The sequence below is a fragment of the Arthrobacter rhamnosi genome, assembly GCF_054510855.1.
Window position 1 is genome coordinate 164,493 of record NZ_JBTNDT010000003.1, and the last position, 21,275, is coordinate 185,767.

Here is a 21,275-nt window from a genome sequence, read left to right on the forward strand (position 1 = left end):
ATGCCTTTCAGCACGGCGGCGAAAGCCGCCAATCCCCTGCGGGATTCGCGCGACAGGCGGCTGAGCCGGATCGCCGGGCCCTCCTCGCTCGTCCTGTTTGGCGTGACGGGCGACCTCGCCCGGAAGAAGCTCATGCCGGCCATCTACGATCTCGCGAACCGGGGGCTCCTGCCCCCGAGCTTCGGCCTCGTCGGCTTCGGCCGCCGTGACTGGAGCAACGAGGAGTTCGTGGAGAAGGTCAAGGAGTCCGTGACCCAGTACGCGCGGACGCCCTTCAAGGAGACGGTGTGGGAGCAGCTCTCCGCGGGCATTCGCTTCGTCCGGGGCGAGTTCGACGACGACGAGGCGTTCAAGAACCTCAAGGAGTGCATCGACGAGCTGGACCAGAGCAGGGGAACCCGGGGCAACCACGCGTTCTACCTCTCGATCCCGCCGAACGCGTTCGAAGCGGTGTGCCAGAAGCTCTCCGAGCATGGTCTTGCACGCCCGGACGAGGGCCAGTGGCGCCGCGTGGTCATCGAGAAGCCCTTCGGGCACGACCTCGAGTCCGCCCGCGAACTGAACAGCATCGTCGAGGAGGTCTTCCCTCCGGATGCGGTGTTCCGCATCGACCACTACCTGGGTAAGGAGACCGTCCAGAACATCCTCGCGCTGCGTTTCGCGAACCAGCTCTTCGAGCCGCTCTGGAACGCGAACTACGTCGACCACGTGCAGATCACCATGGCCGAGGACATCGGGATCGGCAGCAGGGCAGGCTATTACGACGGCGTGGGTGCGGCCCGCGACGTCATCCAGAACCACCTGCTCCAGCTGCTCGCCCTGACGGCGATGGAGGAACCGATCTCGTTCGACGCGGATCACCTCCGCGCGGAGAAGGAGAAGGTCCTCGCGGCCGTCGCACTGCCGAAGGACCTGTCCGGACGGTCCGCGCGCGGCCAGTACGAGGCCGGGTGGCAGGGCGGGGAACGCGTGAACGGCTTCCTCGAGGAGGAGGGCATCCCCGCACACTCCACGACGGAGAGCTTCGCCGCGCTGCGGCTCGACATCAACACGCGCCGCTGGGCCGGGGTGCCGTTCTACCTGCGCGCGGGCAAGCGCCTCGGGCGCAGGGTCACGGAGATCGCCGTCGTTTTCAAGCGGGCTCCCAACCTCCTGTTCCGCGACCACAACGAGGAGGACTTCGGACAGAACGCCGTCGTCATCCGGGTACAGCCCGACGAGGGCGTGACGATCCGGTTCGGCTCGAAGGTACCCGGAACGCAGACCGAGGTTCGCGACGTGACCATGGACTTCGGCTACGGCCATTCCTTCACGGAGTCCAGTCCCGAAGCCTACGAGCGCCTCATCCTCGACGTCCTGCTCGGCGAACCCCCGCTCTTCCCCCGCCAGGAGGAAGTGGAGCTGTCCTGGAAGATCCTCGACCCGTTCGAGCAGTACTGGGCGTCCCTCGACGGCCAGCCCGAGCCCTATGTACCCGGCAGCTGGGGTCCGGCGTCCGCCGACGAGCTGCTGGCAGCCGACGGACGTACCTGGAGAAGGCCATGATCGTAGACCTGCCCGACACCACCACCTCGAAGGTGTCGAAGGAACTGATGGCGATGCGCGAACGCGGCGGCGTCGTCGCGCTCGGCCGCGTGCTGACCCTCGTGGTCATCACGAAGTCCGGCTACGAGGAGCAGGCGATCGACGCGGCGAACGAGGCGAGCCGCGAACACCCGTGCCGCATCATCGTCCTCGCCGAGGAATCGCCGGACGAGCCCACCCGGCTCGACGGCCAGATCCGTGTCGGCGGCGACGCCGGAGCATCGGAGGTGGTCGTCCTCCGGGGGTACGGCGAGCTCGCCCAGGAGAACGAGTCCCTCGTGTCCGCGCTCCTGCTGCCGGACGCGCCGATCGTGGCCTGGTGGCCGCACGGGGTGCCGGAGGCAGCATGCCGGACGTCGATCGGCAGCATCGCCCACCGCCGGATCACCGATTCAGCGAACGAGGCGGACCCGACGGACGCGCTGTTCAACATCAGCACCACCTACGCCGCCGGTGACACGGACCTCGCCTGGACGCGCCTGACCAACTGGCGCATCCAGCTCGCGGCCGTGATGGACCAGCTGGAGGGCGACGAGCCCGTCACGGCGGTCACCGTCGAGGGTGCCTCCGACTCCCCCAGCACCGTGTTGCTCGCCGCCTGGCTGGCCAAGGCGCTGGATGCCCCCGTCACCATCGTGTCCGGACCTGCCGGTACGGGCCTCAAGCGCGTGCGCCTGGCCAGGAGCGGCGGCGATGTGGAGCTGCACCGTCCGGGCCACGACGTCGCGGAACTCCACCAACCACACCAGCCGGTCCAGCGCATCTCCCTCCCCCGCAGGAGCCTGCGGGACTGCCTTGCGGAAGAGCTGAGGCGGCTGGACCCGGACGAGGTCTTCGGAGAAGTCATCACCGAGGGGCTTGCCCGAACCAACCTGAGGAGTGTGCGAACGAGTGAGCGCTGAACCGAAAGTCAGCATCCATCCCTCCCCGACCTCCCTCGCGGCGGCCGTTGCGGCACGATTGATCACCCGCCTGGTCGATGTGCAGAGCGACCGTGGCACGGCGACCGTCGTCCTCACGGGCGGTTCGATCGGCACGGCGGCCCTGCAGGCCGTGGTGGAATCACCGGCGCACACGGCTGTCGACTGGGCGAACGTGCATTTCTGGTGGGGTGACGAACGCTTCCTGCGTGCCGAGGACCCGGACCGCAACGCCGTCCAGGCGCGGTCCGCGCTCCTCGACCGCATCGCCGTCGACCCGGTGAAGATCCACGAGTTCGGCTCGAAGGACGAGTTCCCCGACGAGGATGCGGCCGCCGCGGACTACGCCCGGCAACTGGCGGACGCTGCACGGGCCGAAGCCGATGCGGACGGTGTGGGACAGCTGGATCCGCGCCTGCCGCGCTTCGACGTCCTCCTGCTCGGCGTCGGGCCGGACGCGCACATCGCCTCGCTCTTCCCGGAGCTGGCAGGAATCCGCACGAAGGGCGAGACGACCGTAGGGGTCGCCGACGCACCGAAACCTCCCCCGCAGCGCGTCTCCCTGACCCTCGAGGCCATCAACACCGCGCAGGAGGTCTGGCTGTCGGTCAGTGGCAGTGACAAGGCGGGCGCCGTGGGGCTCGCCCTCGCCGGAGCGGGTCACGTGCAGGTCCCGGCCGCCGGTGCCCGTGGGGTGCGGAAGACCCTGTGGCTGATCGACCAGGACGCCGCGCAGAAACTGCCCGGCCGTCTGATCGATCATGACGACGAGGAGACCGGCTGACCCGGACCGCGAAAAAAGCCCCCGCTTCCATCCGGAAGCGGGGGCTTTTCCGTGCATCGGAAGGGTGCGCCCTATAAGTCACCGGCGAAGCGCTGGATGAGGCCCAGGGCTACGATGACGACACCCCAGGCGAGCCCGAGGGTCACGGTGAAGCGGTTCAGGTTCCGTTCGGCCACGCCGGAGGATCCCATGCTCGAGGTCATGCCGCCACCGAACATGTCCGACATACCGCCGCCACGTCCCTTGTGGAGCAGGATCAGCAGGGTCAGCAGGAGGCTGGTGATCCCGAGCAGGACAAGCAGGATGATACGAAGGATTTCCACGGGGCCCTTTCAAGGCTCGGTAGCCGCTCTGCGGAGCGGCCGGCGCACGGAACTAGTCTGTCACCAGATGCTGTTCGAACCTGACAATACTAGCAAACTCGGCTACGTCGAGGCTCGCACCGCCGACGAGCACGCCGTCGACGTCGCGCTCCTTGAGGATGCTCGCGGCGTTGGCCGCCTTCACCGAGCCGCCGTACAGCAGTCGGGTCTTCGAGGCCGTCTCCGCGTCGAAGAGGGACCCCAGCTCGGCGCGGATGGCAGCGCACATCTCCTGTGCGTCCTCCGGTCCCGCGACCTCGCCCGTACCGATGGCCCAGACGGGCTCGTACGCGACCACCAGCGATGAGGCCTGCTCGGGCGTGAGCCCCGCGACGCCCTGGCGGAGCTGGTCGAGCGTGTGCGGGACGTGGGTCCCGGCCTGGCGGATCTCGAGGCCCTCGCCGACGCAGAGGACGGGGACCAGACCGTGGCGGTAGGCCGCGTGCACCTTGCGGTTGAGCAGTTCGTCCGACTCGGAGTGGAGCGTGCGGCGCTCCGAGTGGCCCACGAGGACGTAGGTGCAGTCGAGCTTGCCGAGGAACTGCCCGGAGATGTCGCCGGTGTAGGCACCGGAGTCCTCCGGCGAGAGGTCCTGCCCGCCGAAGACGACCTCGAGGTTGTCGCCCTTCACGAGGGTCTGGACGCCGCGGAGATCGGTGAAGGGCGGGAAGACGGACACCTCGACGCGCGAGAAGTCATGGCCCGCGTCATCGAGGGTCCAGGCCAGCTTCTGCAGGAAGGTGATGCCCTGCATGTGGTCCAGGTTCATCTTCCAGTTGCCCGCGATGAGCGGCCGGCGGTCGAAGGCGCCGTTGGTCGAGGTGGTCATCGTCGTACTCTCCCTGTTCGTTGACGGCGGGATCCGCAGGGCATGCGCCCTGCGGATCCCGCCATTCCTGTGCGCCCGGTCGTCGGGCGGCTGATCGTGCCGGTCCTGCGCCTGCCTGGTGGCCGTCGTCCCGCTAGTCGCGGGCGAGTGCGGTCAGGCCGGGCAGTTCCTTGCCCTCGAGGTATTCGAGGCTCGCTCCACCACCGGTGGAGATGTGCCCGAACTGGTCGTCGGCGAAGCCGAGGCCACGGACAGCAGCGGCGGAGTCACCGCCGCCGACCACCGTGAGGGCGCCGTTCTCCTGCGCATCCACGAGGGCCTGCGCGACCGCCCGCGTACCGCCGGCGAAGGCTTCGAACTCGAAGACCCCCATGGGCCCGTTCCAGAAGACGGTCTTTGCCTCCGCGATGTTCGCGGCGAAGTCCCGGCCCGTGACGGGGCCGATGTCGAGGCCGATCCCGGAGGCTCCGTACGTGCCCGCCTCGATCGCGTCGGCCGCGACCACGCTCGAGCCCGCGTCCGCCGAGAACTTCTCCGCCACCACGATGTCCGTCGGCAGGACGAACTGCGTGCCGTCGCGCGCCCCCCGCTCGAGGTAGCCGCGGACGGTCTCGATCTGGTCCTTCTCCAGCAGGCTGGCGCCCACGCTGAAGCCCTGGGCGGCGAGGAAGGTGAACACCATGCCGCCACCCACGAGGATGCGATCCGCCGTCCCGATCAGGTTCTCGATCACGGCGAGCTTGTCGGACACCTTCGAACCGCCGAGGACGACGATGAAGGGCCGCTGCGGATCCTTTGTCAGCCTCTCGAGCACGACGAGCTCCGTCCGGACCAGGTCACCCTGGTAGGCGGGCAGCAGCGCAGCGATGTCGTACACGCTCGCGTGCCTGCGGTGGACCGCCCCGAAGGCGTCGTCGACATAGGCGCCGTCAGGGCCGACCAGGTCCGCGAGTTCGCGGGCGAACGCGGAGCGCTCCGCATCGTCCTTGCTCGTCTCCCGTGCGTCGAAACGCACGTTCTCGAGCACGAGCACCTCGCCGTCGGGCAGGGCGGCGGCGGCGCTGCGGGCGCCCTCCCCCGTGGTGTCCGGAGCAAGGGTGACCGGGAAATCCGCGAGCTCCCGAAGGGCGTCGACGGCCGGCCGAAGCGAGTACTTCTCCTCCGGGGCGCCCTTGGGACGCCCGAGGTGCGCCAGGACGATGACGGCGGCCCCTGCCTCGCTCAGCTTGCGCAGAACGGGCAGGGACGCGCGGACGCGGCCGTCGTCGGTGACCTTCAGCGAAGGCACCTCGCCCTCGAGGGGCACATTGAGATCGGAGCGCACGAGGACGCGACGTCCCCGGACTCCTTCAGCGAGGAGATCGTCGAGTGATGCGTAAGCCACGGACGGGACCGCCTAGGAGAGCTTGGCAGCGACGATTTCGGTCAGGTCGACCAGGCGGTTCGAGTAGCCCCACTCGTTGTCGTACCAGGAGACGACCTTGACCTGGTTGCCGATGACCTTGGTCAGGCCCGAGTCGAAGATCGACGAGTGCGGGTCCGTGACGATGTCGGAGGACACGATCGGGTCCTCGGTGTAGGAGAGGTAGCCCTTGAGGGGACCGTCGGCAGCGGCAGCCTTGTACGCGGCGTTGACCTCCTCGACCGTGACCTCGCGGCCCAGGGTGACGGTGAGGTCGGTGGCGGAGCCCGTGGGAACGGGGACGCGGATGGCGTAGCCGTCGAGCTTGCCCTTGAGCTCCGGGAGGACGAGGCCGATCGCCTTGGCCGCACCGGTGGAGGTGGGGACCATGTTGATCGCTGCTGCGCGTGCGCGGCGGAGGTCCTTGTGGGGGCCGTCCTGCAGGTTCTGGTCGGCGGTGTAGGCGTGGATCGTCGTCATGAGCCCGCGCTCGATGCCGAACGAGTCGTTCAGCACCTTGGCCAGGGGGCCCAGGCAGTTCGTGGTGCAGGACGCGTTCGAGATGATGTGGTGGTTCTCGGGGTCGTACTCGCCGTCGTTGACGCCGAGCACCACGGTGATGTCCTCGTCGGAGGCGGGAGCAGAGATCAGGACCTTCTTGGCACCGGCGTCGATGTGCTTCTGTGCGTCGGCTGCCTTGGTGAAGAAGCCGGTGGACTCGATGACGATGTCGACGCCGAGGTCTGCCCAGGGAAGGTTCGCGGGGTCGCGCTCGGCGAGCACCTTGACGCGCTTGCCACCGACCACGAGGTCACCGCCGTCGACCTCCACGGAGGCCTTCAGGCGTCCTGTGACGGAGTCGTACTTCAGCAGGTGTGCGAGGGCCTCGGGGCTCGTCAGGTCGTTGACGGCAACGATCTCGAGGTCTGCGCCCTGCTCGAGGGCCGCGCGGAAGTAGTTGCGGCCGATGCGGCCGAAGCCATTGATTCCAACACGAGTAGTCACTGGTTTCCATCTCCTTCATAGGTGGTGCCGCCGGACGGGCCTTCTGGGGCGACGCCGGCGACGAATAAATCTGGTACCGGGCACACCTTCGTGCCGAAGTGAATCGGGTCCTGCTGGCTCCCTGCGGAGCATGGGTGGCGCCCCCGGAGCCGTGCGGGAGATGTCCCTGCACGGCTCCCACCTTACTCAGCGCGGCGCTGCGCGCGCACTGATGACGCGCAGAGGGCCCCGGACGGGCGGGCATGGCGAGCCCGTCCGGAGCCGCCCTGGGGCTCCCCGCCTAGAGGCCGGGGGTGATGAGGACGGACGCGCCGATCCGGGCCGCCTCGAAGCGGGTCTGGACGTCGGCCCAGTTCACAAGGTTCCACCAGGCCTTGACGTAGTCGGGCTTGACGTTGACGTAGTCCAGGTAGAACGCGTGCTCCCACATGTCCAGCATCAGCAGGGGGACGGTGCCCACCGGCACGTTGCCCTGCTGGTCGTAGAGCTGCTCGATCACGATGTTCTTGCCCAGCGGCTCGTAGGCCAGCACGGCCCAGCCCGAGCCCTGCAGGGACGTCGCCGCGGCGCTGAAGTGGGCGCGGAACGCGTCGAAGGACCCGAAGGCGTCATCGAGGGCCGCTGCGAGTTCACCTACGGGCTTGTCGCCGCCCTCGGGGGACATGTTCTTCCAGAAGATGCTGTGGTTGATGACACCGCCGACGTGGAACGCGAGGTCCTTGGAGAGCTTCGGGATGGTGCCGAACTCGCCCTTCTCGCGGGCCTCGGCGAGCTGCGCGAGGGCGTCGTTGGCGCCCTTGACGTAGGTGGCCTGGTGCTTGGAGTGGTGCAGCTCCATGATCCGGCCCGAGATGTGCGGCTCGAGGGCCGCGTAGTCGTAGTCGAGATCCGGCAGTACGTATGCGCTCACGTAGTCCTCCATGTAGTGTTCCGGGGCGCCCGCGCGGTCCGCAGCGCCGCCGGGCATCCGGACGGCACGCGGTCCGCTTGATCAGAAGCGGGCTTGTCGTTCCATCCTATGCACTCATTCACTCGTCGAGCATGTCAGGGGTCACATTCGCGTCGGTCCCCGGGATCCCGATGTCGGAGGCCCGCTTGTCCGCCATCGCCAGGAGGCGCCGGATGCGGCCGGCGATGGCGTCCTTGGTCATCGGCGGGTCGGCGAGGCGGCCGAGTTCGTCGAGGCTCGCCTGCTTGTGGGCCACCCTCAGCTCCCCCGCGTAGCGCAGGTGCTCCGGCACGGTCTCGCCGAGGATCTCGAGGGCACGCTCCACGCGGGCGCCGGCGGCGACGGCAGCCTGCGCGGAGCGGCGCAGATTGGCGTCGTCGAAGTTGGCGAGACGGTTCGCGGTGGCGCGGACCTCCTTGCGCATCCGGCGCTCCTCCCACACCATCAGCGCGTCGTGGGCGCCCATGCGCGTCAGGAGGGCGGCGATCGTGTCACCGTCGCGGATGACGACGCGGTCCACGCCGCGCACCTCCCGCGCCTTGGCGGCGATGTCCAGCCGCCGGGCCGCACCGACGAGGGCGAGTGCCGACTCGGGACCCGGACAGGTCACCTCGAGCGACGATGAGCGCCCAGGCTCGGTCAGGGAGCCGTGCGCGAGGAACGCCCCGCGCCAGACGGCCTCGGCGTCCGCCGTCGAGCCGTTGACGACGGCGGACGGCAGCCCGCGCACCGGACGGCCGCGGCTGTCCAGCAGCCCGGTCTGGCGGGCGAGGGACTCGCCGTCGCGCACCACCCGGACCACGTAGCGGTTCCCCCGCTTCAGGGCTCCACCCGTGACGACGATGATCTCGCTGGTGTGTCCGTAGACCTCGGCGATGGCGGCACGGAGTCGGCGCGCGGTCGAGGCGAGGTCCACTTCGGCCTCGATGACGATCCTGCCGGAGATGATATGGAGGCCCCCCGCGAATCTCAGCAGCGCGGACACTTCGGCCTTGCGGACCGAGGACTTCTTGACGTCGAGGTGGGACAGTTCCTCTTTGACGTCGGCGGTCAGGGCCACAGATACACTCCTAGTTCTCCCCAAACATGTCGTTGTAGGACGTCGCCAGCCTCAGCGGGTCGTGCACGGGCTTACCGGTCGAGACCCCCACTGTACCGAAGACGGCGCGTCCTCCCATCCCTGCCACGGCCCGCTCGAATGCGGACCGGTCCCCTATCACCGCGGGATCGGCGAGTACCACGTCCACCGTGAAATCCGGGGCATACCGGCGGATCACGTTCAGGTGGTCGATGGCGCTCATGCCCTGCGTCTCCTTGGTGTCGTTGCTCAGGTTCATCGTGAGGCACCGCCGCGCGGAGGTGCGGCACAGCGCGCTGCGGAGCTCGGGGAGCAGCAGGTGGGGCAGCACCGAGGTGTACCAGGAACCGGGCCCGAGGATCACCCAGTCGGCCAGTTCGATCGCCTCCAGCGCGTCATTGCAGGCAGGAGCCTCCGGCGGGAGGAGCCGGACGTTGCTCACGTTCCCCGACTCCGCGGCGACCGCGAGCTGCGCCTGTCCGCTGACCGTGCGGACGCGGAGGGAGCCGTGCACCTCGCTGAGCACGTCGCCCTCGATCGTGAGCGGCACGCTCGCCATCGGGAGGACCCTGCCGCGCGCCCCGAGGAGTGCGCCGGCCCACTGCAGGCCCGCCACCGGGTCTCCCAGCAGTTCCCAGAGCGTGACGATGAGGAGGTTGCCCATGGCGTGACCGTCGAGCGACCCCTCGACCCCGTCCCGCGATGCGAAGCGGTGCTGCATGACGTCCCGCCAGGTACGGCCCCAGTCGGTGTCGTCGCACAGGGCGGACAGTGCCATGCGGAGATCCCCCGGGGGCAGCACCCCGAGTTCCCTCCGGAGCTTCCCGGACGACCCGCCGTCGTCGGCCACCGTCACCACGGCGGTCAGCTCCTGCGTCAGGAGCCGCAGGGCGGACAGCGACGCGGACAGTCCGTGTCCGCCGCCGAGGGCGACGACGGTCGGGCCTGCGCCGCCCTCACCCTTCCTGCGCGCCGCCGGCGGGACGAGGGGAAGGGGGCCCGAGAACAGCGCCACTACTCACGCCCGAGGTCGCGGTGGTGTGCGGTGACCTGCACGCCCGGCAGCTGGGCCAGTCGCTGGGCGATCTCCTCCGTCACGGCGACCGACCGGTGCTTCCCGCCGGTGCACCCGACGGCGATGGTCGCGTAGTGCTTGTTCTCCCGGCGGTAGCCGTCCAGCACGGGGACGAGTGCATGCACGTACCGGTCGATGAAGTCGCCCGCGCCCTGCGCGCCGAGGACGTAGTCGCGGACCGGCTCGTCCAGTCCGGTCTGGGGGCGCAGGACGGGCACCCAGTGGGGATTGGGGATGAAGCGGACATCCGCTACGTAGTTGGCATCCACCGGCAGGCCGTACTTGAAACCGAAGCTCATCACGTTCAGCCGCAGGACGATGGGGCCGGATTCCGAGAACAGCTCCGTGACGCTCGTGGCGAGGGCGTGCACGTTCAGCTCGCTCGTGTCGATCACGATGTCCGAGGAGTACCGGATGTCCTTCAGCACGTCGCGTTCCGCGGCGATGCCGTCCAGGATGCGGCCGTCGCCCTGCAACGGGTGCGGGCGGCGGCCCTGTTCGAAGCGCCGCACCAGCACGGCGTCGTCCGCGTCGAGGAAGAGCACCCGGTAGTTGACCCCTGCCGACCGCAGGCCGTCGAGGGCCGCCTTGATGTCGAGAAAGAGTTCCTTGCCGCGCACGTCGATGACGACGGCGAGCTTCGGGATGGACTGCGGCGTCCGCGCAACGAGTTCGGTCAGCGTCGTAAGCATCTGCGGCGGGAGGTTCTCCACCACGTACCAGCCGTGGTCCTCCAGCGCGTTCGCGGCCGTACTGCGCCCGGCGCCCGACATGCCGGTCACCACCAGCAGCTCGGACTCGGTGGGTTTGACCGGAGTCAGGCTCGTGGCCTCAGTCATATCGTGGTGCGTCCGTTCCGGCTCGACGGGGCACCCGGTTTCCCGGCCTGCCCTGGTGTGCGGTCTCAGCGGCGCTCCTGCGGCCGCGCCTTCAGCCTAGCTAATCTTCGATGATCTCGCCCGTGGTCATGTTCACGGCCGGGGCGGGGGCGTCGTCGGTGGCGAGGGCCGTGCGGATGGTCTCGGCGAGTGCGGGCCCCACACCCGGTACCTGCACGAGCTCCTCGAGCGTGGCCGCCCGAATCTTCTTGACCGAGCCGAAGTGCTTGAGCAGGGCCTTGCGTTTCGCCGGGCCGAGCCCGGCGACCTCGTCGAGGGCCGACGCCGTCATGGACTTGCCGCGCTTCTGACGGTGGAACGTGATGGCGAAGCGGTGGGCCTCGTCGCGAATCCGCTGCAGCAGGAACAGGCCCTCGGACGCCCGGGGAAGGATGACCGGGAACTCGCTGTCCTGGATCCACACCTCCTCGAGGCGCTTCGCGAGGCCGATCACGAAGACGTCGTCGATCCCGAGGTCCGCCAGCGCGCGCGAGGCAGCGGCGACCTGCGGCGGTCCGCCGTCGACGACGACGAGGCTGGGCGGATAGGCGAAACGGTTGCGGGAGATCGCCGTCGTGGTGTCCCGGACGGGTTCGCCCTGCGCATCGACGTCGGGGTGCTCCAGGACCGATGCCTCGTCGTCCACCGGGTCGACGTCGGGATCCGGACCGGCCGCGCGCTGCTCCCCCTTCCCGGCGAGGTAGTTGCGGAACCGCCGGTGGATCACGTCGTACATGGAGGCGGTGTCGTCCCGTGCGGCGTCGCCGGTGATGGAGAACTTCCGGTACTCGGACTTCCGGGGCAGGCCGTCCTCGACGACGACCATCGAGGCCACCACGTTGGTGCCCTGCACGTGCGAGATGTCGAAGCACTCGATGCGCATCAGCGGCTGCGGCAGGTCGAGGGCCTCCTGCAGCTCCTGCAGGGCGGCCGACCGCGTGGTGATGTCGCCGGCCCTGCGGCTCTTGTGCAGGCGCAGGGCGTCCGCGGCGTTCTGCTCCACGGTGCCCAGCAGCGTGGCCTTGTCACCGCGCTGGGGCACCCGCACGTCGACGCGAGCTCCCCGGAGGCCCCGGAGCCATTCGAGCATCTGGTCGGAGTTGCTGGGCAGCACCGGGACGAGGACCTCGCGCGGGATCTGCTCGTTGCTGCTGCTGCCCTCGCCGTAGACCTGCTGGAGCAGGTGCTCCACGAGGTCGGGCGTGTCCATGTCCTCGACCTTCTCCACCACCCAGCCGCGCTGTCCCCGGATCCTGCCGCCCCGGACGTGGAAGACCTGCGCCGCGGCCTCGAGCTCGTCCTCCTTGAGGGCGAAGATGTCCGCGTCGGTGTCCTCGCTGAGCACGACGGTATTGCGTTCGAACACGCGGCGGAGTGCTGCGATGTCGTCGCGCAGGCGGGCGGCCGACTCGTAGTCGAGCTCGGCGACGGCAGCCGCCATCTTCTTCTCGAGCCCGGAGATGAACTTCTTCGCCTCCCCGGACATGAAGTCGCAGAACTCCCCGGCGAGGGCCTTGTGGTCCTCGGGGCTGATGCGTCCGACGCAGGGCGCGGAGCACTTGTCGATGTAGCCCAGGAGGCAGGGCCGGCCGGTGCGTTCCGCGCGCTTGAACACCCCGCTGCTGCAGGTCCGGACCGGGAAGACGCGGAGCATGGTGTCGACGGTCTCGCGGATGGCCTTCGCGGGGTAGAACGGACCGAAGTAGCGCGTGTCCTTCTTCTTGTCGCCGCGCATCACCTGCACGCGCGGGTACTTCTCCCCCATGGTGACGGCGAGGTAAGGGTAGGACTTGTCGTCACGGAACATGACGTTGAACCGTGGATTGAATTCCTTGATCCACGTGTATTCGAGCTGGAGCGCCTCGAGTTCACTCCCGACGACGGTCCACTCGACGCTCGCGGCGGTGAACACCATGCTCCGCGTCTTGGCCAGCAGGCCCTGGGGGTTCGCGAAGTAGGAGTTCAGGCGTGAGCGCAGGTTCTTGGCCTTGCCGACATAGATCACCCTGCCGTGCTCGTCCCGGAAGCGGTAGACGCCCGGATCGAGCGGGATCTCGCCTGTCTTCGGCCGGTAGGTTACTGGGTTCGCCACGCCTTTCATCCTAGGACGGCGCGGCAACGGCCGCAGACCGCGGGCACCGCTTTCCGCTGACCGCTGACGCGGGTCCGGCCGCGCCGCCGCAGCGTTGAGCACTACTCGGTCGGAGGGCTCTGGTTGTAGTGCGGCACCCGTTCCTGGCCGGTCAGCGCGGCGATGCTGTCCATGATGGAGTCCGTCGCGCTGCGCCGGGCCGGCAGCGGGTGGCCGGGCCCGGTCTTCGCGAAGACGAGCGGCTCCCCGATGCGCATGGTGAAGTGCTGCGGACGGACTCCCTTCTTCCCCGCGGGCTGCAGGGCCTCGGTGCCGAGCAGGCCGACGGGCACCACGGGCGCCCCGGTGGTGAGCGCGAGCCAGCCGACGCCGGTCCTCCCCCGGTAGAGCCGGCCGTCGCGCGAGCGGGTCCCCTCGGGGTAGATCCCGACGCCGTCCCCCTGTTCCAGCAGGTCCAGGAGCGTCCTGAGCGCCTGGACGCTGGCGGCCTGCTGTCCGCGCTCCACCGGGATGGACCCGACGCCCTCGAAGAACGCCTTCATGAGCGCGCCTCTCACTCCCCTCCCCGTGAAGTACTCGGCCTTCGCGAAGAACGCGACCGGCCGCGGCATGAGCGCCTGCACCAGCACGCTGTCGAGGAAGGAGAGATGGTTCGCCGCGACGATGAAGGGGCCGTCCTTCGGTACGTTGCCCAGTCCTTCGACCGTGGGCCGGCAGAGACCGGCGATGAGTCCGCGCGTCGTGCTGCGCGTCAGGTCATAGACCCCCACGGAGCACCTCCAGCAGCTCGTCGGCGGATCGCACGACGGCGGCCGCCCCCGCGTCCTCCAGCTCGCCGGGAGCGGCGAACCCCCACGCGACGCCGACGCAGGCCAGACCGTTGGCGCGGGCGCCCTCGACGTCGTGCCGGCGGTCACCGACCATCACCGCCCGACCCGTCACCGACCGACCAGGGACCGATCGACCAGGAGCCGCCTGCTCCGCATACTGCCCGTGGTGTTCCAGCGCGGCCCGGATGATGGGTTCCTTGCCGCCGACCGTCGCGGCTTCGTCGCGCGGGGAGCCGTGGACCGAGGCGAAGAGGTGCCGCAGGCCCTGCGCCTCGAGGAGGTCCTCGGCGAGCCATTCCGGCTTCTGGGTGGCGACGGCGACCACCGCTCCCTCTGCGGCGAGTGCTGCCACGCACCGGGCGACGCCCGGATAGGGGCGGCTCTGCGCCATGCCGGTCGAGACGTACCCCGCCCGGTAGGTGGCCATCACCTCGTGCACGCGCGCTGCCGGCACGCCGCCCAGAGCGGTGAGGGAGTGCACCAGGGGAGGTCCGACCATGGCCTGCAGGGTGTCGTCGTCGGGCACGGGCAGGCCGTGGCTCCGCAGCGCCGAACTGATGCCTCCAGTGATGGCTCCCGCAGGGTCGACGAGCGTCCCGTCGAGGTCGAAGAGTATCAGTGCATGCATATTCACCACCGGGCAAGCTTGCCATAGCACCGGGGAGGGCACGCATTCCGCATGCCCTCCCCGGTATATCCACGACGCCTATTCACGCCGCGGGGAGCTACCCGACCTTGTCGAAGATCTCCTTGAGGAAGGTGCCGGTGTAGCTGCGCTCGTTCTGGGCGACCTGCTCCGGGGTTCCGGTCGCGATGATCTGGCCGCCGCCCGAGCCGCCGTCCGGACCGAGGTCGATGACCCAGTCGGCGCTCTTGATGACGTCGAGGTTGTGCTCGATCGTGATGACGGTGTTGCCCTTGTCCACGAGTCCCTGCAGGACCAGCAGGAGCTTCCGGATGTCCTCGAAGTGCAGGCCGGTGGTCGGCTCGTCGAGGACGTAGATGCTCCGCCCGTTCGAGCGCTTTTGCAGCTCGCTCGCGAGCTTGACGCGCTGCGCCTCGCCGCCCGAGAGCGTCGTGGCGGGCTGGCCGAGCCGTACGTAGCCGAGACCCACCTCCACGAGGGTGTTCAGGTGCCGGGCGATGGGGCTGAAGGCGGCGAAGAACTCGGCGCCCTCCTCGATCGGCATGTCGAGCACGTCGGCGATGGTCTTGCCCTTGTAGTGCACCTCCAGCGTCTCGCGGTTGTAGCGCGCCCCGTGGCAGACCTCGCACGGGACGTAGACGTCGGGCAGGAAGTTCATCTCGATCTTCAGGGTGCCGTCGCCGGAGCACGCCTCGCAGCGGCCGCCCTTCACGTTGAAGGAGAACCTGCCCGGGAGGTACCCGTGGACCTTGGCCTCGGTGGTCTCCGCGAAGAGCTTGCGGATGTTGTCGAAGACGCCGGTGTAGGTCGCGGGGTTGGACCGGGGGGTGCGGCCGATGGGGCTCTGGTCCACGTGGATGACCTTGTCGAGGTGCTCCAGGCCGTCGATCCGCTTGTGCCGCCCGGCGACCTGCTTGGCGCCGTTCAGCTTGTTCGCGAGCACCTTGTAGAGGATGTCGTTCACCAGGGTCGACTTGCCGGACCCGCTCACGCCGGTCACGGCGGTCAGCACGCCGAGCGGGATGGTCGCGTCGACGTTCGTGAGGTTGTGCTCGCGTGCGCCGACGACCTTCAGCTGGCGGGAACGGTCGATCTTGCGGCGCCTCGCGGGGATCTCGATCTTGCGGCGTCCCGAGAGGTAGTCGCCGGTGAGGGACCTCTCGTTGGTGAGGAGGTCCTCGAGCAGGCCCGAGTGGACCACCTCACCGCCGTGCTCCCCCGCTCCCGGTCCGATGTCGACGATCCAGTCGGCCTCGGCGATGGTGTCCTCGTCGTGTTCGACGACGATGAGGGTGTTGCCGAGGTTCCGCAGCCGTGTGAGGGTCTCGATCAGCCGGCGGTTGTCGCGCTGGTGCAGGCCGATCGACGGCTCGTCCAGGACGTACAGCACGCCCACGAGTCCCGATCCGATCTGCGTGGCGAGCCGGATGCGCTGGGCCTCGCCACCGGACAGCGTGCCCGACGCCCGTTCCAGGTTGAGGTACTCGAGCCCGACGTCGAGGAGGAAGGTCAGGCGTGCCTGGATCTCCTTGAGGACCTGGTTGGCGATCTGCGCCTCGCGACCCGTGAGCACGAGGTTGTCGAGGAACTCCGCGCAGTCGCGCATGGGCATGGCGGACACCTCGGCGATGGATCGGCCGTTGATGAGCACCGACAGCGACGCCGGGTTGAGCCGCGCGCCACCGCACGTGGGGCACGGGATCTCGCGCATGTACTCCTCGTACCGGTCGCGCGCGTTGTCGGACTCGGTCTCCGCGTGCTTGCGCTGGATGTACTGGATGGCACCCTCGAAGCCGGTGCTGTACTTCCGCTCGCGGCCGAACCGGTTCTTGTACTGCACCACGACCTTGTGGTCCTTGCCGTACAGGGCGGCCTCGCGGGCACGGTCGGGCAGCTTGCGCCAGGGCGTGGCGAGGTCGAAGTTGAGTTCGGAGGCGAGTCCCTCGAGCAGGCGGGTCCAGTATTCGAGGGTCGCCGTTCCGAGCGACCACGGCGCGATAGCGCCCTCGGCGAGGCTCAGGTCCGGGTTGGGGACCACCAGCTCCTCGTCCACCTCGAGCTTGCTGCCGATACCCGTGCAGGCGGGACACGCGCCGAAGGGATTGTTGAAGGAGAACGAGCGCGGCTCGATCTCGTCGATCGCGAGCGGGTGCTCGTTGGGGCACGCCAGGTGCTCGGAGAAGGCGTGGAGGCGCTTCTCGTCGTCCTCGGGCAGGTCCACGAACTCGGCCAGCACGCGGCCGTCGGCGAGCTTGAGCGCCGTCTCCACGGAGTCCGTGAGGCGCTGCTGGATGCCGCCCTTGACGACGAGGCGGTCGATGATGACCTCGATCGTGTGCTTGTACTGCTTGCCCAGCTTCGGCGGGTCGCTGAGCTGGATGAGCTTGCCGTCCACCCGCGCGCGGGAATAGCCCTTCGCGGTCAGCTCCTGGAAGAGGTCGACGAACTCGCCCTTGCGCGCCCGGACGACGGGGGCGAGGACCTGGAAGCGGGTGCCCTCGTCGAGCTCGAGCAGCTGGTCGACGATCTGCTGCGGCGTCTGCTTGGCCACGAGCTCGCCGCAGACGGGGCAGTGGGGGCGTCCGACACGGGCCCACAGGAGCCGCATGTAGTCGTAGATCTCGGTGATGGTCCCGACGGTGGAACGGGGGTTCTTGCTCGTGGACTTCTGGTCGATCGAGACCGCGGGCGAGAGGCCTTCGATGAAGTCGACGTCCGGCTTGTCCACCTGGCCGAGGAACTGGCGCGCGTAGGCGGAGAGCGACTCCACGTACCGCCGCTGCCCCTCGGCGAAGATGGTGTCGAAGGCGAGGGACGACTTGCCCGAGCCGGACAGGCCCGTGAAGACGATCATGGCGTCGCGCGGGAGGTCGAGGTCGACGTTCCGCAGGTTGTGTTCGCGGGCGCCCTTGACGATCAGCCGGGACAGGTCCTGGGGAGCGGGCTCCGGATTGCGGGCGTGCTGCTCAAGAGACTTTGCAATAGACACCAGATAACTGTAGGTGAAAAAGAGTTCGAAGACATGTTCGAACAACCTTCCTCCCGCGCCGTTCTGGCGCCTCCGGCGCGGCCGTTCACGCTCGGCGCAATGCCGCCCTCACAATGGCCACCGCGTCGCTCTCCGACAGCCCCGCGGAACGCACCACTCCGGCGAACACGTCCGCGGCGTCCGCCACCCGGCGTCGGGCGTCGTCGCCCCCTGCCGTGATCACGGTCCCTGCCCGCCCCCGGGTCTCCACGACGCCGGCCTGCTCCAGTTCCCGGTAGGCGCGCGCCACGGTGTTGGCGGCGATGCCGAGGTGTGCTGCGAGCGCGCGCACCGGCGGCAACCGTGTCCCGACGGATGCCCTGCCCGAGTTGGCGGCAGCCAGGATGGCCTGCTTGATCTGCTCGAAGGGCGGCACCGTATTCGTGGGGTCCACCTTCAGCCAGCGGGGGATGTCCTGCTCCACGCCCGTCCTTCCGTGCTCGGCGACGGGCCCGGCGGCCGTCTCTCCCTGCACCCTACCGCCGTCGGAGCCGCTGCCTGCCGCTTCCACTCGGGGGTGCCTGCCTACACTGGGCACATGCAGAACCTCGCCGATGTGACCATCCGCAGCATCTCGGTCTCCGAGATGGACAACAACGTGTACCTGCTGACCTCGAAGTCGAGCGGTGCCCAGGTGCTCATCGACGCCGCCGACGACGCCCACGCCATCCTCGAACTGCTCGCCGACGCGCAGGAGGACACGGACGCCGAGGCCCGGGTTGCCCTCATCGTCACGACGCACGCGCACTGGGACCACGTGAGGGCGCTGGCCGAGGTGAAGGAGGCGACGGGAGCCCGTACCGCGGCCGGTGCGGATGACGTCGCGGACATCGCCGTACCGACGGACGTCCCGCTGCGGCACGGCGACATCGGGTCCTTCGAGGGATTCGACCTCGAGGCGATCCACCTGCGGGGCCACACGCCGGGCTCCGTGGCACTCCTCTACCGCGATCCCTCCGGTCCGGCGCACTTGTTCACGGGGGACTCGCTGTTCCCCGGTGGCGTCGGCAACACGCAGGGCGACCCGGAGCGGTTCGCCTCGCTCTTCGAGGACGTCTCCACCCGCATCTTCGACTACCTCCCGGATGACACGGTCGTGCACCCGGGGCACGGGAAGGGAACGACGCTCGGCGCGGAGCGCGGCTCCCTCGCGGACTGGAAGCAGCGCGGCTGGTAGCGACGACGGCACCGGCGCCACGGGTAGGCTGAACGGACCATGAGGATCCAAGAGCACCTGCCCCGGCACGACGACGGCCACCTTCCAGCGGATGCTGTCTACGAGGCCTTCACCGGCTGGGCGACGGCGCGGGGACTTGCTCTCTATCCCGCGCAGGACGAGGCGGCGATGGAGCTCGTCTCGGGCAACAATGTCATCCTCGCGACGCCGACGGGGTCGGGCAAGTCGCTCGTGGCCATCGCGGCGCACCTGAAGTCGTTCGCCGAAGGCCGCACCAGCTACTACACCGCCCCCATCAAGGCGCTCGTGTCCGAGAAGTTCTTCGCGCTCTGCGACATCTTCGGTCCCGAGAACGTCGGCATGATCACGGGCGATTCCGGGGTCAACCAGGACGCACCGATCATCTGCTGCACAGCGGAGATCCTCGCGAACCTCGCCCTGCGGGAAGGAGCCGACGCCGATGTCGACACCGTGGTGATGGACGAGTTCCACTTCTACTCCGATCCGCAGCGCGGCTGGGCGTGGCAGGTACCGCTGCTCGAGCTGCCGCAGGCGCAGTTCCTGCTGATGTCCGCGACGCTGGGCGACGTCACGCGCTTCGAGAAGGACCTCACCGAACGCACCGGCCGTCCCACCGCGACCGTGACATCCGTCGAGCGCCCCATCCCGCTGCACTACTACTACGTCGAGACGCCCGTACAGGAATCCCTCGAGGAGCTGCTCTCCACGCGGCAGGCGCCGGTGTATGTGGTGCACTTCAGCCAGGCCGAGGCGATCGAGCGGGCGCAGAACCTGATGAGCGTCAATATCTGCACGCGCGAGGAGAAGGACCGCATCGCCGAACTCATCGCGGCGTTCCGGTTCTCCTCCGGCTTCGGGAAGACCCTCAACCGGCTGGTCCGCCACGGCATCGGTGTGCACCACGCCGGGATGCTGCCGAAGTACCGGCGCCTCGTCGAGCAGCTCGCGCAGGCCGGCCTCCTGAAGGTCATCTGCGGCACGGACACCCTGGGCGTCGGCATCAACGTGCCGATCCGGACGGTCCTGCTCACGGCGCTGAGCAAGTACGACGGCGTGCGGACGCGGCTGCTCAACGCGCGCGAGTTCCACCAGATCTCCGGCCGTGCCGGCCGGGCGGGCTACGACACCGCGGGCACCGTCGTGGTCCAGGCGCCCGAGCACGTCGTCGAGAACACCAAGGCCATGGCGAAGGCCGTGTCCAAATTCGGGGACGACCAGAAGAAGCTGCGGCAGGTGGTGCGGAAGAAACCCCCGCAGGGCTTCGTCTCATGGGGCAAGCCCACCTACGACCGGCTGGTGGAGAGCATCCCCGATCCCCTGACGTCCTCCTTCTCGGTCAGCCATTCGATGCTGCTGAACCTGCTCGAGCGCCCGGGCGATCCCTTCAAGGCCACCAAGCGGCTGCTGACCGAGAACCACGAGACGCGCGCCTCGCAGCTGCGCCTCATGCGCCGGGCGATCGGCATCTACCGCGAGCTCGTCACGGCCGGCATCGTGGAGAAGCTGCCGGAACCGGAGCCGGACGGCCGCCGGGTGCGGCTCAAGGTGCACCTGCAGGCGAACTTCGCCCTCAACCAGCCCCTGTCGCCCTTCGCCCTCGCGAGCCTGGAACTCCTCGATCCCGAGGCGCCGGGCTACGCGCTGGACGTGGTGTCCGTCATCGAGGCGACGCTCGAGAAGCCCCGCCAGGTCCTGAACGCCCAGGAGAAGAAGGCCCGCGGGGAAGCCGTCGCGGCCATGAAGGCCGAGGGGATCGACTACGACGCCCGCATGGCGCGCCTGGAGGAGGTCAGCTACCCGAAGCCGCTGGAGGACCTGCTGCAGCAGGCCTTCGACGTGTACCGCTCGTCGGCTCCGTGGCTCGGAGACTTCGAACTCGCGCCGAAATCCGTGGTCCGTGACATGTACGAGCGGGCGATGAGTTTCGGCGAGTACGTGGCCTTCTACGCCCTCACGCGGTCGGAGGGCATCCTCCTGCGCTACCTCGCCGACTGCTACAAGGCCCTGCGCCACACCGTGCCGGTCGAGGCCCTCCGCGAGGACCTCAGCGACATCCTGGAATGGCTCGGCGAACTCGTCCGCCAGGTCGACAGCAGCCTCCTCGACGAATGGACCCAGCTCGCCGCCGGGATCGCCCCCAGCGCCGCGGTCGGCGCCGTCGACCTGCCCGAGGAGCCGCCGTCGGTGACGTCCAACGAGCGGGCCTTCCGCGTCATGGTGCGCAATGAGATGTTCCAGCGGGTGAAGCTGTTCGCCGACGAGCAGGACGAGTCACTCGGTGCGCTCGACGCCGACTCGGGCTGGACCGCCGAGCGGTGGGCCGACGCGATGGACGGGTACTTCGGGGACTACGAGGACATCGACGACGGCCCCGACGCGCGCGGCCCCAACCTGCTCCTCATCACGAAGGTCCCCGGCGCGTGGAAGGTGCGGCAGATCCTCAAGGACCCGGAGGGCAACGGGGACTGGGGCATCAACGCGGAGATCGACCTCGCCGCGTCCGACGAGGCGGGGAGTCCGGTCGTCCGGATCCTCGGCGTCGGAGCACCGGTCGCTGCCTGAGAGCGGCGGTCGGCCCTCGTGTCAGCGGAGGGCGGGACAGGGCCAGGGCTGGC

18 protein-coding genes are annotated in these 21,275 nt (G+C 69.0%); 5 read left to right on the forward strand and 13 right to left on the reverse strand.

The genetic code is table 11. The features are described from left to right. Genes zwf through pgl form a run of 3 tightly spaced genes read left to right on the forward strand, consistent with a single transcriptional unit; the run spans nucleotide 1 to nucleotide 3,288 of the window. Nucleotides 1-1,545, forward strand: coding sequence for a glucose-6-phosphate dehydrogenase (zwf, locus tag ACX80I_RS07455; RefSeq protein WP_459344488.1), 1,545 nt, complete (start codon nucleotides 1-3; stop codon nucleotides 1,543-1,545). Further along, on the forward strand, nucleotides 1,542-2,486 hold the full coding sequence (locus tag ACX80I_RS07460; protein WP_459344489.1) for a glucose-6-phosphate dehydrogenase assembly protein OpcA: 945 nt from the start codon (nucleotides 1,542-1,544) through the stop codon (nucleotides 2,484-2,486). Before zwf ends, ACX80I_RS07460 begins: the two co-directional genes overlap by 4 nt. Beyond that, nucleotides 2,476-3,288 carry a 6-phosphogluconolactonase gene (pgl, locus tag ACX80I_RS07465; protein ID WP_459344490.1) on the forward strand — a complete coding sequence of 271 codons (813 nt, stop codon included), beginning with the start codon at nucleotides 2,476-2,478 and terminating at the stop codon, nucleotides 3,286-3,288. Before ACX80I_RS07460 ends, pgl begins: the two co-directional genes overlap by 11 nt. 71 nt (nucleotides 3,289-3,359) lie before the next feature. On the opposite strand, the gene secG is transcribed toward pgl, so the two are convergent. From secG to ACX80I_RS07530, 13 genes are all read right to left on the reverse strand, one after another. Further along, nucleotides 3,360-3,611, reverse strand: a complete 252-nt coding sequence (gene secG / locus ACX80I_RS07470) for a preprotein translocase subunit SecG (protein ID WP_459344491.1) — start codon at nucleotides 3,609-3,611, stop codon at nucleotides 3,360-3,362. 52 nt (nucleotides 3,612-3,663) lie between these two features. Beyond that, on the reverse strand, nucleotides 3,664-4,479 hold the full coding sequence (gene tpiA / locus ACX80I_RS07475; RefSeq protein WP_459344492.1) for a triose-phosphate isomerase: 816 nt from the start codon (nucleotides 4,477-4,479) through the stop codon (nucleotides 3,664-3,666). A gap of 133 nt (nucleotides 4,480-4,612) precedes the next feature. Continuing rightward, the gene (locus ACX80I_RS07480) at nucleotides 4,613-5,863 is read right to left on the reverse strand and encodes a phosphoglycerate kinase (RefSeq protein ID WP_459344493.1); all 1,251 of its coding nucleotides are present in this window, start codon (nucleotides 5,861-5,863) and stop codon (nucleotides 4,613-4,615) included. A gap of 12 nt (nucleotides 5,864-5,875) precedes the next feature. Then, nucleotides 5,876-6,886 (reverse strand): type I glyceraldehyde-3-phosphate dehydrogenase, encoded by a 1,011-nt coding sequence (gene gap / locus ACX80I_RS07485; RefSeq protein ID WP_459344494.1) that lies wholly within the window; start codon nucleotides 6,884-6,886, stop codon nucleotides 5,876-5,878. Nucleotides 6,887-7,166: 280 nt separating this feature from the next. After that, complete coding sequence (locus ACX80I_RS07490; RefSeq protein WP_087073821.1) at nucleotides 7,167-7,796, reverse strand: superoxide dismutase; 630 nt, start codon at nucleotides 7,794-7,796, stop codon at nucleotides 7,167-7,169. 118 nt (nucleotides 7,797-7,914) lie between these two features. Then, a complete protein-coding gene (whiA, locus tag ACX80I_RS07495) occupies nucleotides 7,915-8,895 on the reverse strand; it encodes a DNA-binding protein WhiA (protein WP_459310582.1) in 981 nt (326 codons plus the stop codon). Between the two features lie 10 nt (nucleotides 8,896-8,905). Continuing rightward, nucleotides 8,906-9,928 (reverse strand): gluconeogenesis factor YvcK family protein, encoded by a 1,023-nt coding sequence (locus tag ACX80I_RS07500; protein WP_459344495.1) that lies wholly within the window; start codon nucleotides 9,926-9,928, stop codon nucleotides 8,906-8,908. Continuing rightward, complete coding sequence (gene rapZ, locus ACX80I_RS07505; protein WP_459344496.1) at nucleotides 9,928-10,827, reverse strand: RNase adapter RapZ; 900 nt, start codon at nucleotides 10,825-10,827, stop codon at nucleotides 9,928-9,930. The genes ACX80I_RS07500 and rapZ overlap by 1 nt, the downstream gene beginning before the upstream one ends. 100 nt (nucleotides 10,828-10,927) lie before the next feature. Next, entirely contained in the window at nucleotides 10,928-12,958 is a 2,031-nt protein-coding gene (gene uvrC, locus ACX80I_RS07510) for an excinuclease ABC subunit UvrC (protein ID WP_459344497.1), read from the reverse strand. Between the two features lie 101 nt (nucleotides 12,959-13,059). Then, nucleotides 13,060-13,728 (reverse strand): lysophospholipid acyltransferase family protein, encoded by a 669-nt coding sequence (locus ACX80I_RS07515; protein WP_459344498.1) that lies wholly within the window; start codon nucleotides 13,726-13,728, stop codon nucleotides 13,060-13,062. Continuing rightward, nucleotides 13,715-14,416, reverse strand: coding sequence for an HAD hydrolase-like protein (locus ACX80I_RS07520; RefSeq protein ID WP_459344499.1), 702 nt, complete (start codon nucleotides 14,414-14,416; stop codon nucleotides 13,715-13,717). Before ACX80I_RS07520 ends, ACX80I_RS07515 begins: the two co-directional genes overlap by 14 nt. A gap of 97 nt (nucleotides 14,417-14,513) precedes the next feature. Further along, nucleotides 14,514-17,423 carry an excinuclease ABC subunit UvrA gene (gene uvrA, locus ACX80I_RS07525; protein WP_459344500.1) on the reverse strand — a complete coding sequence of 970 codons (2,910 nt, stop codon included), beginning with the start codon at nucleotides 17,421-17,423 and terminating at the stop codon, nucleotides 14,514-14,516. Between the two features lie 85 nt (nucleotides 17,424-17,508). Continuing rightward, nucleotides 17,509-17,973, reverse strand: coding sequence for a GntR family transcriptional regulator (locus ACX80I_RS07530; RefSeq protein WP_459344501.1), 465 nt, complete (start codon nucleotides 17,971-17,973; stop codon nucleotides 17,509-17,511). 27 nt (nucleotides 17,974-18,000) lie between these two features. On the opposite strand from ACX80I_RS07530, the gene ACX80I_RS07535 reads away from it, so the two are divergent. Both ACX80I_RS07535 and ACX80I_RS07540 read left to right on the forward strand, forming a co-directional pair. Beyond that, on the forward strand, nucleotides 18,001-18,639 hold the full coding sequence (locus tag ACX80I_RS07535) for an MBL fold metallo-hydrolase (protein WP_459344502.1): 639 nt from the start codon (nucleotides 18,001-18,003) through the stop codon (nucleotides 18,637-18,639). Between the two features lie 39 nt (nucleotides 18,640-18,678). Next, a complete protein-coding gene (locus ACX80I_RS07540; RefSeq protein WP_459344503.1) occupies nucleotides 18,679-21,222 on the forward strand; it encodes a DEAD/DEAH box helicase in 2,544 nt (847 codons plus the stop codon). The last annotated feature ends 53 nt before the right edge of the window (nucleotides 21,223-21,275 follow it).